Annotated in this window: 7 protein-coding genes; 6 read left to right on the top strand and 1 reads right to left on the bottom strand. The window is 70.0% G+C overall.

Features of this window, described 5'->3' with window-relative positions; genetic code table 11:
• Positions 1–233: 233 nt before the first annotated feature.
• Complete coding sequence (locus RHOOR92_RS0104145; protein WP_027489672.1) at positions 234–4,700, bottom strand: DEAD/DEAH box helicase; 4,467 nt, start codon at positions 4,698–4,700, stop codon at positions 234–236.
• Positions 4,701–4,843: 143 nt separating this feature from the next.
• On the opposite strand from RHOOR92_RS0104145, the gene RHOOR92_RS0104140 reads away from it, so the two are divergent.
• The 6 genes from RHOOR92_RS0104140 to RHOOR92_RS0104115 all read left to right on the top strand — a co-directional run bounded on the left by RHOOR92_RS0104140 (position 4,844) and on the right by RHOOR92_RS0104115 (position 18,216).
• Positions 4,844–7,075 (top strand): glycoside hydrolase family 3 C-terminal domain-containing protein, encoded by a 2,232-nt coding sequence (locus RHOOR92_RS0104140; RefSeq protein ID WP_027489671.1) that lies wholly within the window; start codon positions 4,844–4,846, stop codon positions 7,073–7,075.
• 111 nt (positions 7,076–7,186) lie between these two features.
• The gene (locus tag RHOOR92_RS0104135; protein WP_007508772.1) at positions 7,187–9,430 is read left to right on the top strand and encodes a TonB-dependent receptor; all 2,244 of its coding nucleotides are present in this window, start codon (positions 7,187–7,189) and stop codon (positions 9,428–9,430) included.
• A gap of 172 nt (positions 9,431–9,602) precedes the next feature.
• Positions 9,603–11,600 carry a serine protease gene (locus RHOOR92_RS0104130; protein WP_007508776.1) on the top strand — a complete coding sequence of 666 codons (1,998 nt, stop codon included), beginning with the start codon at positions 9,603–9,605 and terminating at the stop codon, positions 11,598–11,600.
• A gap of 62 nt (positions 11,601–11,662) precedes the next feature.
• Positions 11,663–12,541, top strand: a complete 879-nt coding sequence (locus RHOOR92_RS0104125) for an alpha/beta hydrolase (RefSeq protein WP_007508779.1) — start codon at positions 11,663–11,665, stop codon at positions 12,539–12,541.
• A 96-nt stretch (positions 12,542–12,637) separates the two neighbouring features.
• Positions 12,638–17,632, top strand: coding sequence for an alpha-2-macroglobulin (locus RHOOR92_RS0104120; protein WP_007508781.1), 4,995 nt, complete (start codon positions 12,638–12,640; stop codon positions 17,630–17,632).
• A 32-nt stretch (positions 17,633–17,664) separates the two neighbouring features.
• Entirely contained in the window at positions 17,665–18,216 is a 552-nt protein-coding gene (locus tag RHOOR92_RS0104115; protein ID WP_007508783.1) for a hypothetical protein, read from the top strand.
• Positions 18,217–18,305: the final 89 nt, after the last annotated feature.

Raw genomic sequence — 18,305 nt, 5'->3', positions numbered from 1 at the left:
AGTGGATATGTTGCGGTCATCCAGCGGACCGTCAGGGGGGGGTTATGAATGTTCGAAGGGCCGATGCCATTGCCATGGCGCTCGTGGCAATGAGCCTCATCCTCGTCATGTTTTGCCCGGACGAATCCGGCACCTTGAAGCAGGTGTGCCTGGTAGGCGCGATCGCGCTTCCATTCCTGGCCGTGGCCGTGAGTGTCATTGCTCGAACGAAGTAGATGGCCCGGCGCCGTGCCTCAGCGCGCCGCCGCTCGAACCGGTGGCGGTGCCGGCGGATGTCGCAGCAGGGCGTGTTTCGCCAGCTGCAGGTCGGCGGCGGGGAGTTCGGTCAGGGGCACGAGTCTGCCGGCGACCAGTGCGGCGATCGGCGCGCCGTCGCGGTACAGCATGCGGGCGCCGGGCAGTGCCGGCACCTTGTCGCCAGCCAGCACGGTGCCGACCAGGTTGAGCGGGTCGCTGCCGCTGAGGCAGACCAGTTCGCCGTCGTCCGCGCGCGCGCGTGCCGCGCGCAGCGGCGCGATGGCCTCGGGCAGGGCGAACTGCTCGCCGACCAGGCCTTCGACGAAGCGTCCGCCGCGGATCTCGCCGCGCGCTTCCAGCCGGTGGTACACGCGCAGCAGTTCGCGCCACGGCGGCAGCCACGGCGCCTCGCGTTCCAGCAGTCTCCAGAACACCACGCCGTAGCGGCGCAGCAAGGTGCGGGCGATGTGTTCGATGGCCTCGGGTGCGGCGACCTTGCCGTCGCCCGCCGTGGTGACGCGCGCCAGTGCCCAGCGCCCTGCATCCTCGATGCCGCTGAGCTGGTGCCGGCGCAACCGCCGATGCCGCCCGCCGTCGCGCTTCGCCGCCGGCAGCAGCAGGGCGCGCAGGCCGGCGAAGCTGTCGGCGCTGACGCGGCCGGTGGCGACCAGTTCGCCCAGAGCGTCCTCCAGTTCGGTGCGCAACAGCCGGGTGGTGTCCAGCAGCTCGTCGAAGAACAGCGCGCCGCGTTCTTGCAGCGCGTCGGCGACGGCTTGCGCGCGCGACGACAGCAGGATCTGCTGCGGGTCGTCGGCAGCGACGGACGTCCAGGCGGCCATGTCGCGCCGTGGCAGCAGCACGATCGGCGTGCCGCGCACCGGGCCGCCGCCACCGCCGCTGCCGGTGCGCAGGCGGCTCCAGACGATGCGTCCGGCGCGGCACAGCTCGTCCAGCCAGTTGATCGAGTAATCCGCGATGCGCGCCGGCAGGATCTCCGCTTCCCAGGCGCCGGCGGCCGCCTCGTAGCCTTCCAGCTGCGCCAGCGTGGCGGCCAACGCGTCAGGCCCGCTCAGCTTCGTGGCCGAAGATACGTGTTGCCAGTCGAACAGAAAGCGCATCAGCGCGCGCCGACTCACCGGCTCGATCTCGCGGCGCAGCCGGCCGATGGTGTAGCGGTGGATGCGCGCCAGCAGATGTCGCTCGCACCATTCGGTGTCGACGGCGTCGGCGCTGAAGCGGCCCTGCATCACGTAGCCTTCGGACTGCAGGCGCAGCAGCGCCGGTTCGACCTCGCCTGCCTCGACGGCCAGCGAGGCGGCCAGGGTCTTCGTGGTGACCGGGCCAAGTCCGCCGAGGCGATGGCGCACCAGCTCCTGCAGCGCGCCATCGCGCGTCCATGGCTGCGCGGCGTACTCGGCCGGTGCGGCGATCGGCGGCTGCATCGCGGCGGCGGGATGCAGCGCCTGCCACAGCGGCAACTGCTCGGCCGTGGTCCAGACGTCGCCGAGCCGGGTCGCGCGCTTCGCCTTCGCCAGCGCCTGCAGCCGTTCCTGCCAGCCGCTGTTGGCGGCGGTTTCCTCGGCGGTGACGAAGCCCAGCAGGGTCAGCGCCTCGTGCATCTCGTCGGCGTCGCGCACCTGCGGCCACGCCTCTTCGCGCACCGCGGCGATCGCGTCGGGATCGAGCCGGCCGAGGTCGTCGGCGCTGTCGGCGTTCCAGCGGCGCGTCTGCACGGCCTGGGTGCGGCGTTCCTCCAGCGGCGCGTCGTCGAGGAAGGCGTACGGCGCGGCGTTCAGCACCTCGGCGGCGAGCGGGCTGGGCGCGCTGAGGTCGCGCGCCACGATGGCGATCTCGCCGGCTTCGAGCCGGCGCAGGATGGCCAGCAGGCCGTCCACGTCCATCGCCTCGCGCAGGCAGTCGTGCAGGGTCTGGTTGACCAGAGGGTGGTCGGGCACCTCGCGTTCGCCCACGATGTTTTCCAGGCAGGCGACCTGGTCGGGGAACACCGCGGCGAGCAGGTCCTCGCTCTTCATCCGCTGCAGCGGCGGCGGAGTCTTCTTGCCGCCGGTGAAGCGCGGCAGCGCCAGCGCGGTCACCGCGTTCCAGCGCCAGCGCGCGGGGAACAGCGGCGCGTCGAGCAGGGCCTGCACCAGCACGTGCTCGGCGGTATTGGAGTGCAGGTAGTGCGCCACTTCCTCCAGCGGGAAGCTGTGGCTGGTGGACAGCGACAGCACGATCGCGTCCTCGGTGGCCGCCGCCTGCAGCTCGAAGTTGAACTGACGGCAGAAGCGCTTGCGCAGCGCCAGCCCCCAGGCGCGGTTGATGCGGCTGCCCCACGGCGTGTGGACCACCAGCTGGGTGCCGCCGGACTCGTCGAAGAAGCGCTCCAGCACCAGCGTGTGCTGGCTCGGCAGCACGCCGAGCGCGGCCTTCGCGCGGGCGAGGTAGTCGACGAGTTGCTGCGCGGCGGCTTCGCTGAGACCGAGTTGATCATGCAGCCAGGCGAGCGCACCCGATACGCCGCCGGCGTCGAGCTGTGCGGACAGTTCCTCGCGCAGACGCGACACCCCGAACGACAATTCGTCGCTGCGCCCCGGCGCCTCGCCCAGCCAGAACGGGATGCTCGGCGGCGCGCCGTGCGCGTCCTCCACGCGCAGCCGGTCGCGTTCGACGCGCTGGATGCGGTAGCTGGCGTTGCCGAGCTGGAAGATGTCGCCGGCCATACTCTCGACCGCGAAATCCTCGTTCACGGTGCCCACGATGATCGCCTGCGGTTCCAGCACCACCTTGTAGTCGGCGGTGTCGGGAATGGTGCCGCCGGAGGTCAGCGCGGTGAGCCGCGCGCTGCGCCGCGGGCGCAGCTGGCGGTTCACCGCGTCGCGGTGGATGTAGGCCGCGCGCAGCCCCTGCCGTGTGGTGAAGCCTTCGGCCAGCATGCGCACCACCGCGTCGAAATCGGCGCGCGCGAGCTCGCGGTACGGATACGCGCGGCGTACCAGTGCGTACAGCGCGTCCTCGTCCCATTCGGTGCAGGCCACTTCGGCGACGATCTGCTGCGCCAGCACGTCGAGCGGCTGCGGCGGCATCACCAGCGCGTCCAGCTCGCCGCGGCGCACGCAGTCGAGCAGGGCGGTGCATTCGATCAGGTCGTCGCGGGTGGCCGGGAACAGCCGCGCCTTCGGCGTGCCGTCGATGCTGTGGCCGGAGCGGCCGGCGCGCTGCAGGAACGCGGCGATCGAGCGCGGCGAGCCGAGCTGGCAGACCAGGTCGACCTCGCCGATGTCGATGCCCAGCTCCAGCGACGCGGTGGCCACCAGCACCTTGAGCTCGCCGCGCTTCAGCCGCTGCTCGGCGTCCAGCCGCAGCTCCTTGGCCAGGCTGCCGTGGTGCGCCGCCACGTGCTCCTTGCCCAGCCGCTCGGACAGGTGCCGCGCGGCGCGTTCGGCCATCCGCCGCGTGTTGACGAAGACCAGGGTGGTGCGATGCGCGCGCACCAGCTGGGCGAGGCGGTCGTAGACCGCCTCCCAGGCGTCGTTAGACATCACCGCTTCGAGCGGGACGGGCGGCACTTCGATGGCGAGGTCGCGGGGGCGGGTATGGCCCACGTCGATGATGGTGACCGGGTTCCCTCCCCTGCTTGCCCCAAAGGGACTTCCTTCGGTCGCAGGGGAGGGTTGGGGTGGGGTGCTCTTGCTCTTGAGCTTGAGATCAAGGTCAAGATCAAGAGCCTCACCCCCTCCCAGCCTCCCCCTGCCAGCAGGGAGAGGGGCAAGAGCGGCGAGCGTGGCGTATTCACCGGCCCCCACGAGAAAGTCGGCGACTTTCTCGATCGGCTTCTGTGTTGCCGACAGCCCGATGCGCAACAGGCGCCGCTGGCACAGCGACTGCAGCCGCTCCAGCGACAGCGCCAGGTGCGAGCCGCGCTTGCTGCCGGCGATGGCATGGATCTCGTCGACGATCACCGTGCGCACGCTCGCCAGCATGGAACGCCCCGAGGCCGAGCCCAGCAGCACGTACAGCGATTCGGGCGTGGTCACCAGGATGTGCGGCGGCTGCTTGCGCAGCAGGTTGCGCTCGACCTGCGGGGTGTCGCCGGTGCGCACCGCGGTGCGGATCGCCACGTCGGGCAGGCCGAGTTTCTCGAGTTCCGCGCGGATGCTTTCCAGCGGTGCTTCCAGGTTCACGTGGATATCGTTCGACAGCGCCTTCAGCGGCGACACGTAGAGCACCGTGGTGGCATCGGCCAGCGTGCCGCCGTGCGCCACGCCCTCGCGCACCAGTTCGTCGATCGCGGCGAGGAAGGCGGTCAGCGTCTTGCCCGAGCCGGTCGGCGCGGCGACCAGGGTGTGCCGGCCGGCGCGGATCGACGGCCACGCGGCGGCCTGCGCCGCGGTGGGCGCGGCGAACGCGCCGCGGAACCAGGCGGCGACGGCAGGATGGAAATCGGCGAGCGGGGACGACATGGTGCTCCGAAAGATGGGTACCATCGGCACTGCACGCAAGCGCGAAGCGCCGATTCGTGACGTCAGTGGCTTGCGCTGAAAACGTTACGTTAGCACTCTGCGCGGTGCCGTCAGCCGCCTTCCTTCTTCGCCCGAGGTCGCCCATGTCCCGTCGTCCGCGCCGTCTGTCCGCCTGTGCCTTCGCCCTGGCCGTGGTGGCCACTGCCACTGCGGCCGGAGAGCCGCCGGCGCGACCCTGGATGAACGCTTCGCTGTCCCCCGATGCGCGCGCGGCGCTGGTGGTGCAGGCGATGAGCCAGGACGAGAAGTTCCAGCTGATCACCACCGCCTATGGCAGCGCCTCCGACGGCAAGCCGGCGCCGGCCTGCGCGCTGGGCTCGGCGGCTTGCGCGCCGGCGCTTTCGCGGCTGGGCCTGCCGGCACTGCAGGAGACCGACGCCGGGCTGGGCGTGGCGCGCCCGCTCAACGCGCACAGCCGCGACGTCGCCACGGCCTTGCCCTCCGGCCTGGCCACGGCGGCCAGCTGGGACCCGGCGGTGGCCGAGGCCGGCGGCGCGATGATCGGCCGCGAGGCGCACCGCAAGGGCTTCAACGTGCTGCTGGCCGGCGGCGTCAACCTGCTGCGCGATCCGCGCAACGGCCGCAACTTCGAGTACGCCGGCGAGGACCCGCTGCTCGCCGGCGTCATGGCCGGCCACGCGGTGCGCGGGATCCAGTCGCAGCACGTGGTGTCCACGATCAAGCACTATGCCGTCAACGACCTGGAAACCGGCCGCAACACGATGAACGCGAAGCTCGACCGGGTCGCCGCGCGCGAATCGGACCTGCGTGCGTTCGAGATCGCGCTGGGCATCGGTGCGCCGGGCTCGGTGATGTGCGCGTACAACCGCGTCAACGGCACCTACGCCTGCGAGAACGCATGGCTGCTCGACCAGGTGCTCAAGCGCGACTGGGGCTACCAAGGTTTCGTGATGTCCGACTGGGGCGCGGTGCACAGCGCGGCGAAGTCGGCGCTGGCCGGGCTGGACCAGGAATCGGCCGGCGAGACGTTCGACCCGCAGGTGTTCTTCGCCGCGCCGCTGCGTGAGGCGATCGCCAAGGGCGAGGTGCCGCAGGCGCGGCTGGACGACATGGTGCGGCGCATCCTGCGCAGCCTATTCGCGGTCGGCGCGATCGACCACCCCGCCAAGGCGGCGCCGATCGACTACGCCGCCGACGCGAAGGTGTCGCAGCACGCCGCCGAGGCCGGCGCGGTGCTGCTGCGCAATCAGGACAATCTGCTGCCGTTGGCACGCACGCTGGCCTCGGTGGCGGTGATCGGCGCGCACGCGGACCGGGGCGTGCTGGCCGGCGGCGGCTCGTCGGCGGTGACCGCCCAAGGCGGCAATGCGGTGCCGGGGCTGGCGCCGACCGTGTGGCCGGGCCCGGTGATGTACCACCCGTCCGCGCCGCTGGCGGCGATCGCCCGCCGCGTCGGTGGCAAGGCCAGCTACGCCAGCGGCGAGGACATCGCGGCCGCGGCGAAGCTGGCCGCCTCGTCCGCGGTGGCGGTGGTGTTCGTGCAGCAGTGGGCGGCCGAGTCGTTCGACCGCCCAAGCATGGCGCTGAACGGCCACCAGGATGCGCTGGTCGCCGCCGTCGCCAAGGCCAACCCACGCACCGTGGTGGTGCTGGAGAACAACGGCCCGGTGGCGATGCCATGGCTGGCGCAGACCGCGGCGGTGCTGGAGGCCTGGTACCCCGGCAACGCCGGCGGCGAGGCGATCGCGCGGCTGCTGTTCGGCGAAGTGGCCCCGTCCGGCCGGCTGCCGCTCAGCTGGCCGCGCGACGCGTCGCAGCTGCCGCGCCCGGCCATCGCCGGCGCCGGCCTGGCCGCGATCGGCCTGCCGCCGCAGGGCAAGCCCGCCGATACGGTGGACTACGACATCGAGGGTGCCGACGTCGGCTACCGCTGGTTCCAGCGCCGCGGCAGCGAGCCGCTGTTCCCGTTCGGCTATGGGCTGGGCTACACCACCTTCGGCTACGGCCCGCTGACCGTCACCACCGATGCGGCCGGCGCGGTGACGGCCTCATTCGCGGTCACCAACACCGGATCGCGCGCCGGCGCCGACGTGCCGCAGCTCTACGTGCAGTTGCCCGGCGAGCAGGTGTCGCGGCTGGTCGGCTGGCAGAAGCTGGCGCTGCGGCCGGGCGAGACGAAGCGGGTCCGCCTGGCGCTGCCGGCCGTGCGCTTCGCGCGCTACGACGACCGGGGCCACGGCTGGCGCGTCGCCGCCGGGACGTACCGACTGCTGCTCGGCCGCTCGTCCGCGCAGATCGAACAGCGGGCGGAACTGCGGCTGCCGGCGGTCTTTCCCGCCGGTGCGCAGCGCTGACCCGATCACACTTCCCTTTCACGCGGAAGTCCGCTGTATGACAATACGGCGGCGACGCGTGCCGGCGTGGACCGGCCGCGGCGTCCTCCCTCCGCCATTCAAGGACCGACCATGCACGTCGCCACTTCGTTGCGTCTCGCCGTACTCGCCGCCAGCATCGCCGCCGCGCTGCCGCTGGGCGCCGCCATGGCGCAGCAGGCCGCGCCGGCCAAGCCGCAGCCGGCCAAGACCACCGAACTGCAGACGGTGAACGTCACCGCCTCCAAGCGGGTGGAGAACATGCAGAAGGTGCCGATGGCGCTGACCGTGCTGACGCCGGACAAGCTGGCGGCGTTCGGCCAGTCCGGCGACACCGTGCTGCAGCTCGCCTCGCGCGCGCCCAGCGTATACGCCGAGACCTCCTACGGCCGCGAGTTCCCGCGCTTCTATATCCGCGGCCTGGGCAACAGCGACTTCGACCTCAACGCCTCGCAGCCGGTGTCGATGGTGTACGACGACATCGTGCAGGAGAACCCGATCCTGAAGGGCTTCCCGCTGTTCGACCTGGCCCAGGTCGAAGTGCTGCGCGGCCCGCAGGGCACGCTGTTCGGGCGCAACTCGCCGGCCGGCGTGATCAAGTTCGAGTCGGTGCGCCCGAGCCAGGAAACCAGCGGTTACGCGCGCGTCTCCTATGGCTCGCTCGGCACCGCGAATGCCGAGGCCGCGCTGGGCGGTTCGCTGGGCGGGCACTGGTCCGGCCGCGTCTCCGCGCTGGCGCAGCACCGCGACGACTGGATCGACAACACCTACACCGGCCAGAAGGACGCGCTGGGCGGCTACGACGACCGCGCCGTGCGCTTGCAGGCGCTGTACGAGGACGGCGGCTTCAGCGCGCTGATCAACGGCCACGCGCGCTGGCTGGACGGCAGCGCGATGGTCAACCGCGCCAATGCGATCGAGCTGGGCAGCCCCAGCTTCGTGCCCGGCTTCGACCGCGACAAGGTGGCGCAGGACGGCCGCAACAAGCAGCACCTGTTCAGCTGGGGCAGCAACCTGCATCTGGCATGGAACCTGGGCGACCTGACCTTCACCTCGATCACCGGGCTGGAACGCGCCACCACCTACAGCCTCGGCGACGTCGACGGCGGCTACGGCGCAGTGTTCCACCCGCCGATGGGCCCGGGCTTCATCCCGTTCCCGGTCGAGACCGCCGACGCGCTGCCGCACGACCGCCAGATCACCCAGGAATTCCGCCTCGCCAGCAATGGCCGGGACAAGCTCAACTGGCAGGTCGGCGCCTACTGGTTCGACGAAGACATCGCGATCAGCAACTTCGACTACGCGACCTTCAACGACCACGCGCTGGACGGCTATGCCATGCAGACCCAGCGCACCAAGGCGTGGGCGCTGTTCGGCTCGGCCAACTACCAGCTCGCCGACGACTTCGAGCTGCGCGCCGGCGCGCGCTGGTCGCACGACTCGCGCGACTTCAAGGTGGACCGCGTGCTCTCGCCGATCGGCGGCGGCCCGCTGCAATTGACCGCGCAGCCGCACGACGCGCGCTGGAGCGGCGACCTCACCGGCACCTGGACGCTGAACCCGAACGTCAACGTGTACGCGCGCGTCGCCAACGGCTTCCGCGCGCCCAGCGTGCAGGGCCGCGTGCTGTTCGCCGACTTCATCTCGCAAGCCAAGCCCGAGACGATCACCAGCTACGAGCTGGGCGTGAAGACCACTGGCATGGACAACCACGTGCGCTTCAACGCTGACGTGTACGGCTACAACATGCACAACCAGCAGCTCACCGCAGTGGGCGGCGACATCAACGTCACCCGCCTGATCAACGCGAAGAAGACCGAAGGCTACGGCGCCGAGTTCGACCTGGAGGCCTACCTCACGCCGAACTTCGTGCTCACCGCCGGCGGCAGCTACAACTTCACCCAGCTGCAGGACCCGGGCCTGGCGGTGGCCGTGTGCGGCTCCGGCTGCACCGTGCTCGACCCGCTCAACGCCGCCGGCAATGCGCTGGTCGACGGCAACACCCTGCCGAACGCGCCGAAGTGGATCGGCACGCTCACCGCGCGCTACGGCATCCCCTACGGCGAGAGCGGCGAGTTCTTCGTCTACACCGACTGGAACTACCGCAGCGAAGTGAACTTCTTCCTGTACGACTCGGCCGAGTTCAGGGGCAAGCCGCTGCTCGAGGGCGGCGTGCGGCTCGGCTACAACTGGGACTACGGTCGCCGCGAGGTCGCCCTGTACGGCCGCAACATCACCGACAAGCGGGCGATCACCGGCGCGATCGACTTCAACAACCGCACCGCCTTCGTCAACGACCCGCGCATCATCGGCGTGGAGTTCCGCGCCGAGCTGTAAACCGTATCCCGCCGCGCCGGTGCCCGGCGCGGCGGCGCATCGCACCGCCCGCGCCGTGGCCCGCGCCCGCCATGCAAGCGGCGCGCGGCCATGCCAAGATGCAGGTCGGCCGCTGCCCGCGAGGATGCCGAGGGGAGTCCGCGGGGGGCGCCCGATGCAAGGGATTGAACACATGCGTACATGGTGCGAAGGGGCCATCCGCCGCTGCGGCATGCTGCTGCTGGCCGGCCTGGGGTTGGCGGGAATGTCGGCGGCACGCGCGGCCAGCCTCGATCCGGCGATGCTGCCGAAGATCCAGGCGGCCACCTTCGAGGTGGTGCAGGCCAAGCCGGCCGGCGACCCGCTGAGCTACGAGCGGCCGCTGCCGCTGGAGCAGCTGCCCTACCAGGAGCGTACCGACAAGTACTATTCGATCGGTACCGCGTTCGCGATCGGCCACAACCGCTACGTCACCGCCGGCCACGTGCTGCTGGCCGGCGCGGACAGCCTGTGGGGGCCGCCCGAACTGCGCGACGCCGCCGGCCGGGTGTACCCGATCGGCAAGATCGAGAAGTTCTCGCTGGGCAAGGATTTCGTGGTGTTCACGCTGGCGCAGCCGCCGGCAGGCGACGCGGCGCTGGCGATCGAGACCAGCCCGGCGCTCAACCAGGTGGTCTACGCGGTGGGCAACGCGCTGGGCACCGGTGTGGTGATCCGCGATGGCCTGTACACCTCCGACACGCCGGAACAGGAGAACGGTGCCTGGAAGTGGATGCGCTTCTCCGCCGCCGCCTCGCCCGGCAACAGCGGCGGCCCGCTGCTGGACAAGGACGGCAAGCTGATCGGCGTGGTGCTGATGAAGTCGGCCAACGAGAACCTCAACTACGCGCTGCCGATCCACGAGGTGCTGGACGCACCGGCCGGCCGGGCCGTCATGGAGTCGCGCCTCGCCTACCAGCTCGACCTGTTCGACACGATCCAGAACGGCCAGCTCAAGGCGCAGTTCGCGCTGCCCGCCGGCCTGGGCGATTTCTACCGCGAATTCCAGTCGCGCATGGACGCCAACAGCGACGCGCAGCTGAAGGCGCTGCTGGCCAAGGAGTCCGCCAACCTGTTCCCGAACGGCGCGGGCTCGGCACGCCTGCTGCACCAGCAGACGCAACTGAACGGCTTTCCCACCCTGATCGTGCGTGGCAGCGACGGCGAATGGCGGCGTGTCGGCGAGCAGACGCAGTATTTCGCGCTGGACGGCAACGGCTACGTGGCGACCGGCGGGGTTGCCCGCAACGGGCTGGTCCGTCTGCGCCGGCCCGACGGGATGGCCGCGGCGACGTTCTACGGCGACGCGAAGTCGCGCATGGACCTGCTGGCGCGCACCGGCATGTTCCAGCGCGCGGTCGCCGGCGAAAAGGTGAAGATCACCTCGCTGGGCAAGCCTGTCCGCGAATCGACCCACGTCGACCGCTGGCAGCGATCCTGGCGCATCGGCGTGTGGCCGCTGCCCTACGCAAACGCCTTCGTGGTGACGTATTCGCTGCCGGTGCCGGACGGCAGCGTGATGCTGGTGCGCTTCACGCCGCCCTCCCACGAGCACGACACGATGCTCGACCTGGACGAGATCAGCAGCTTTGTCCACGTCACCTACCAGGGCACCCTGGCGCAGTGGAAGGACTTCCTCGGCAACCCGGCACTGCAGCCGGCCGCGCTCAGGAACATCCGCATCGGCTTCGACTATGACCGTCGTTTCAGCTATGCCTCGCAACGGGTGGCGTTCTCTTACCCGTCCTCGCTGCAGCCGGTCAAGCCGGACAACCTGCTGTGGCTCGGTTTCCGCTTCTTCCTGGACGGCGGCAAGCCGGTGTGGGACGTCGGCGACGTGGACATCTGGAAGGACTCGGCCTCCGACGACCACAACAACGTCAATGTCCAGCGCTACGTCGCGCCGCCGCCCGGGCTGGACGACGACCTGAGCAGCCGCTGGCGCAAGCTGTCGGAGCGGCAGTATCCCTACAATGCCGTGGCGCGCTACGAGAACGACCTGATGATGATCAACGCCGTGGTCGCCCCGGCCGGGCCGCCGTCCACGGTGCTGTACACCGCCTTCTACGGCACCGCGGGCACCCAGCCCCAAGCCGACATGAAAGGCAAGCTCGACCTGCTGACGAAGGACATGCGGGTCACGGAACATTGATGCCAGTCCCGGCCCGGCGCATGCGGCGGCGCCGGGCCACCAAAACGGACGCGGAACCACCCATGCGCGCGGCACTGCAGAACCGTCCTGCGGACGGCACCGAACACACGTCCTGGCTCGCCATGGCCGACGGCCAGCCGCTGTTCCTGCGCGACTGGCCGCTGGCCCGGTCGCGCGGCGCGGTGCTGCTGGTGCACGGGCTGGGCGAGCACGGCGGCCGCTACGAGCGCCTGGCGCAGTGGTTCAACCAGCGCGGCTACGCCGTGCGCGGCTACGACCAGCGCGGCCACGGCCAGACCCCGGGCCGGCGCGGCGGCCTGCGCCACGGCGACGACCTGCTGGAAGACCTCGCCACCGTCTACCACGACTACGCCAACGGCCTGCCGTATCCGCCGCTGCTGCTCGGCCACAGCATGGGTGGGCTGGTTGCCCTGCGCGCGGTGCTGGACGGCCGCGTCGCACCGCCGGCGCTGGTGCTGTCCTCGCCGGCGCTGCGCAGTTGGGAATCGCCGCGGATGATCGCGCTGGCGCGCCTGCTCGCCCGCCTCGCGCCGAGCTTGCCGCTGCGCAGCGGGCTGGATTTCGACCAGCTCTCGCACGACCGCCAGGTGGTCGCCGACTATCGTCGCGACCCGCTGCGGCACGGCTGGATCACGCCGCGGCTGGCCGACTTCATCTTCCGCGACGGCGCCCGCTGCATCGCCGACGCCGCCACGCTTGCGCTGCCGACCCTGCTGCTGGTGGCCGACAGCGACGGCCTGGTCGATCCCGCCGGCAGCCGCGCGTTCGCGCGCAAGGCCGCCTCCAGCGGGCGGCTGACCACCCGCTTCTTCTCCACGCTGTATCACGAGCTGTTCAACGAGGCCGAGCCAGGGCGCGGCCAGGTGCTGATGCAGCTGGGCGACTGGCTGGGCCGGCAGGACGTGTCGACGCCGCGTTGAACGCCGCCCCGCCGCAAGACGCGCGCCCGATCCACGCCTTCAAGGCGCCATGAATTGCGGCGATACTCCCATGCAAACCTACAGGGGGAAGGTTTCATGTCGCGTCGATCGTACGAGTGCCTTTCGCGCCGGGTCTTGTCCCGCGTCCTGATCAGCTTGCTGCTGGGCCTGCTGCTGGCGGCCTGCCATCGCGGACCCGACCACGGCAAGCCGGTCCTGCAGGGCGCGCCGGCCGGCAGCGCTTCCGCGCCGGCGCCGGCAAGAACGGAGTTCGCGCTGGTCTCGGCCAGTTCGCAGGCCAGCGATTCGCGCACCGCGCTGACCTTGCGCTTCAACGCCACGCTGGCCTCGGCGCAGGCGTTCGACACGCTGATCGCGGTGACCGGCCCGAACGGCGAAGCGGTCAGCGGCAGCTGGAGCCTCGACAACGACGGCAAGACGCTGAGCTTCCCGTTCGTGCAGGCGAATACGCGCTATGCGGTGCAGCTGAAGGCCGGCCTGCTTGCTGCCGACGGCCGCACCCTCGGCCACGAGGTGAAGCACGACGTGTACTCCGGCAACCTGCCGGCAGCGGTCGGCTTCGCCTCGCACGGCAGCGTGCTGCCGGCGCGCGGCACCCGCGGCCTGCCGCTGGTGTCGATGAACGTGCACGACGCCGACGTGGAGTTCTTCCGCGTGCGCGACGACGCGCTGTCGGACCTGTTCTGCAGCTACCCGCGCAACGGCCATCGCGACAGCTATGAACTCGACCACGACGTGGCCTACTACAACAGCTGCGGCGAGGGCGACGAGCGGCGCAGCCGGGTGCCGATCACCCAGCTGGCCGACTCGGTCTACGCCAACCACTACACGCTGGGCGGCGAGCCGAACGAGCGCACCGTGACCTACCTGCCGGTGCAGAACATCAAGGAACTGGCTACGCCTGGCGTGTACATGGCGGTGGTCAAGGCCGGCGGCACGTTCAAGGACGGCTACGACACTGCCACCTTCTTCGTCAGCGACCTCGGCCTGCACCTGCGCGTGTACCGCGACAACGTGCTGCTGCACGTGGCCTCGCTGCGCGACGGCACGCCGGTGAATGCGGTGGACATCGAGATCCGCGATGCGGCCGGGCGCAGCAAGCTCAAGGCCACCACCGGCGCCGACGGCAACGCGTTGCTCGCGTACAAGGTCAAGGCCTCCGACGTGCTGGTGGCGCGCCACGGCAAGGACGTCTCGGTGCTGCCGTTCAACCGGCCGGCGCTGGACGTGTCCAACTTCGACATCAGCGGCCGCAGGCAGGCGCCGTTCGAGGTCTACGCCTGGTCCGGCCGCGACCTGTACCGTCCCGGCGAGACGCTGCGCGCCTCGGCGCTGCTGCGCGACGACGACGGCAAGCCGATGAAGGCGCAGTCGCTGTTCGTGCGGGTGAAGCAGCCGGACGGCCGTACCCTGGTGGAAAAGCGGCTGGAGCCGCAGCAGCTCAACTACTTCGAGCTGAGCCAGGCGATCCCGGCCGACGCGCCGACCGGTTTGTGGCAACTGGAATTTCGCCTCGATCCTTCGGCCAAGGAGACCGTGCAGGCGTTCCCGTTCCACGTCGAGGAGTTCCTGCCCGAGCGGCTCAAGGTGGATCTGTCCAGCCCGCAGCAGCGGCTGGCGCCGGGCGAGCCGCTGAAGCTGAAGGTCGCCTCCAGCTACCTGTACGGCGCGCCGGCCGACGGCAACCGTTTCACCGCGAAACTGCTGGTGGCGCCGGACGTGCATCCGGTGGCGGCGATGAAGGACACCTTCTTCGGCAACCCGCTGGTCGAGCTGCCGAAGAGCGCCGACGACGTGGTCGACGCCAAGCTCGACGCGCAAGGCGTGCTGGAGCAGGACGTGGCGCTGCCCGACGACGTGAAACCGGTCGCGCCGCTGGCGGTGACCCTGTCCGGCAGCGTGTACGAGAGCGGCGGCCGCGCGGTGACGCGGCTGCTCAAGCGCACCTACTGGCCGGCCGACGCGCTGGTCGGCGTGCGCCCGCTGTTCGATCCGAAGCAGGGCGCCGAGAGTGAAAGCCCGGTAGGCTTCGAGATCGTGCGCGCGAACGCGGATGGCCAACTGGTCGCCGGCGCGCACCTGAAGGTGCGCCTGCAGCGCGAGCTGCGCGATTTCTACTGGCTGTATGAGCGCAGCGGCGGTTGGCAGTCGAATGCGAACCAGCGCTTGCAGCTGATCGAGGAAAAGGACATCGACGTGGCCGCCGGCAAATCGGCCCACGTCGAATTCCCGGTGCAATGGGGCAGCTACCGCGTCGAGGTGTACGACCCGGCCACGAAGCTCACCACGGTGTTCCCGTTCTTCGCCGGCTACAGCTGGGACGACGAGAACCTGGGCAAGGAGGCACGCCCGGACAAGGTCAAGCTGCAGCTGGACAAGGCGCGCTACCGCGCCGGCGACCGCATGAAGGTCACGGTGACGCCGCCGCACGACGGGCCCGGCGTGCTGCTGGTGGAATCGGACCACCTGCTCTACACGAAGAACATCGACGCGAAAGCCGGTGCCACCTTCGAGATCCCGGTGACCAAGGAGTGGGAGCGCCACGACGTCTACGTGACCGCCCTGGTGTTCCGCGGCGGCGAGGCGGCCGAGCACACCACGCCGGCGCGCGCGATGGGCGTCGAGTACGTGGCGATGGACCGCAACGACCGGCGCGTCCCGCTGAAGCTCGACGCGCCCGCGCTGATGCGCCCGGGCAACCCGCTCGAGGTCGGCGTGCAGGCCACCGGCCTGGCCGGGCAGCAGGCTTTCGTCACGCTGTCCGCGGTCGACCAGGGCGTGCTCAACATCACCAATTACCCGGTGCCCGACGCGTGGGCGTGGCTGTTCGCCAAACGTGCATTGAGCGTCGACGCGTACGACCTGTATAGCCGCCTCATCGAGGCGATGGACGGCGTCGAGGCGAAGCTGCGCTACGGCGGCGACATGAGCGGCGCGGCGTTGCCGAAGGCCACCCGGCTCAACCCGAAGGTGCAGATCGTCGACCTGTTCGCCGGCCCGGTGGCGTTCGACGCGCAGGGCAAGGCCACGCTGCACGTCGACGTACCCGACTTCAACGGCAGCCTGCGCCTGGCTGCGCTGGCGTACACCGACAGCCGCTACGGCAACGCCGACGGCGCGGTCACCGTGCGTGCGCCGCTGGTGGTGGAGCCGAGCACGCCGCGGGTGATGGCGGCCGGCGACAAGGCGATGATCAGCCTCGACCTGAAGAACCTGTCCGGCAAGGACGGCACGGCCAAGGTCAGCGTCAAGGGCGGCGGCCCGATCACGGTGGACAAGGCCGTGCAGAGCGTGCCGCTGAAGGACGGCGCCGGCACCACCGTGCACATGCCGGTGACGGCGCAGGCGGGCGCCGCGGTGGCGGCGGTCGACATCCACGCCGAACTCAACGATTACCAGGTCGACCGCCACTTCGAATTCGCGGTGCGCCCGGCCTGGCCGGAAACGGTGAGCACCGCGCCCATGGCGCTGGAAGCCGGCAAGCCCGAACGCTTCGGCGCCGCCGCGGTCGCCGGCCTGCTGCCGGCCACGGTGAACGCGCGGCTCACCCTGAGCACCTTGCCGCCGCTGCCGTATGCGGCCGCGCTGCGCGACATGCTGCGCTACCCGTACGGCTGCATCGAGCAGACCACCAGCAAGGGCTACGCCGCGCTGATCCTGGACGGCCAGACGGCCAAGGCATTGGGCGCGCAAGTGATGAGCGACGCCGTGCGCAAGGCCGCGGTGGACGGCGCGCTGTCGCGGATCGCCTCGTTCCAGGCCAGCAACGGCCACTTCAGCTTCTGGGGCGGCAGCAGCCCAATCGTCACCTTCACCACGCCGTACGTGGTCGACTTCATGCTGGATGCACGCGACGCCGGCTTCGCGGTGCCGCAGGACGTGCTGCAGAAATCGCTGCAGCGGCTCAACGACGACCTGCTCGCCGGCGGCCATCCGTACTACGAGTACGAACAGCACGACCACCTGCGCATCGCCGACGAGGCGTACTCCGGCTTCGTGCTGGCGCGCGTCAACCGTGCGCCGCTGGGCACGCTGCGCGCGATCTTCGACAACGAACGGCAGAAGCTGGTCGCGCCGCTGCCGCTGGTGCATCTGGGCATCGCGCTGAAGCTGATGGGCGACACCGAGCGCGCGCAGAAGGCCGTCGACGAGGCGTTCGCGTGGAGCAAGGAGCGCCCGTGGTACGTCGGCGACTACGGCTCGGACCTGCGCGACCTGGCGCTGATGGTCGCGCTCACCCACACCTACGGCATGAGCAAGCCCGCCTACGACACCAAGCTGGTCGACTGGGCGCGCAACGCCAGCGCGAACGTTCGGGTGCGCCAGCAGCAGGACAAGGATTACCGCTGGTCGTGGTCGTACCTGAGCACGCAGGAACAGGCAGCGATCGCCCGCGTGGCGGCGGCATTCGATGCGAAAAGCAATGCCCCGCTGGCCGCCACGCTCACGGTGAACGGCAAGACCGAACCGGCACCGGACCAGCGCGTTTGGAGCCGCGCGCTCAGCGTGGCCGAGCTCAGCGCCGGCGTCAGCGTGCAGCCGACCAGCGACGCGGCGATCTTCGCCACGCTCGACGTCGCTGGCATCCCGCAGCAGGCACCGCCGGCCGACGCCAGGCAGATCGACGTGCGGCGCAGCTGGTTCACCACCGACGGCAAGCCGTGGAGCGGCAGCCAGTTGAAGGAAGGCGACACGCTGATCGTCGAACTGAGCATCGAGGCGCGCATGAACGTCCCCGACGCCCTGGTCACCGATCTGCTGCCGGGCGGGCTGGAGGTGGAGAACCTCAACCTCGGTGGCGCGCAGTCGTGGTCCGGCGTGGTGATCGACGGCATCGAGCTGGACCAGCACGCCGCCGCGCAGATCGTGCACGAGGAATACCGCGACGACCGCTACGCCGCCGCCCTCAACCTCAGCCGCGGCGACCAGGCCCGCGTGTTCTACCTGGTGCGCGCGGTGACGCCGGGCACGTACAGCGTGCCGCCGCCGCTGGTGGAGGACATGTACCGCCCGGCCGTGCGCGGCATCGGCAAGGCCGAGCCGGCGAAGCTGACGGTGGTGGAGCCGTGAGTCAGGCTCGATCCCTCGGGTTGAACCGGTGGATGGCTACGGTCATTGCCATGGTGGCTGTGTTCGCTTCGTTTTCCGCCTTGGCTGCGGATTCCAAGGCAGTGCATGTGGCGGATGGTCTCGATTACGCCATCCCACACGGCAGTCCAGTGCGGTTTGTGTCCCTAGGCGAATATGGGGTCGGGCTGTTCCAGGGTCGATTCGTGGTGTCTGGTACCTACCATTACGGATACTTGTCGAATAATCCCGAGGCTGATACCGAGTACGGACTCCTGGAGCTCTATTTCATTCCGGATGAAGAAACGGCCAACCATCTTCCCTACTGGAAGCAAAGAGGGCACGTACATGAAATCCGCTTCCGGAATGACACGGATTTTGTGAAGGCGATTATTTCACCCAAGACGCTACGCGATCTGAAGAAGAGGACCATTCTCTCCATCAGCGGCAAGGCGGTGGTCATTGCTGCGAACTACCGGATTTCTGTTGAATGCGATTACCCGACGTATTCAGCTTCGTTCGTCGCCGCTGAGCGTCCGGAAGCGCTGCTGGTCAGTCATGCACTCATCGAACCGGGTGGATGCTGATTGAAACAACATGCCGCAGCCCGGTGCGAGACGTGAAGACGGAAAAGCATAGACGCACGCGACAGTTCGTAGGCGGCTGCGGCGTCGCG

This window comes from Rhodanobacter sp. OR92, assembly GCF_000427545.1.
Taxonomy (GTDB): domain Bacteria; phylum Pseudomonadota; class Gammaproteobacteria; order Xanthomonadales; family Rhodanobacteraceae; genus Rhodanobacter; species Rhodanobacter denitrificans.
Note: the sequence above shows the minus strand (reverse complement) of the source record. Positions and strands in the feature narration are given on the sequence as shown.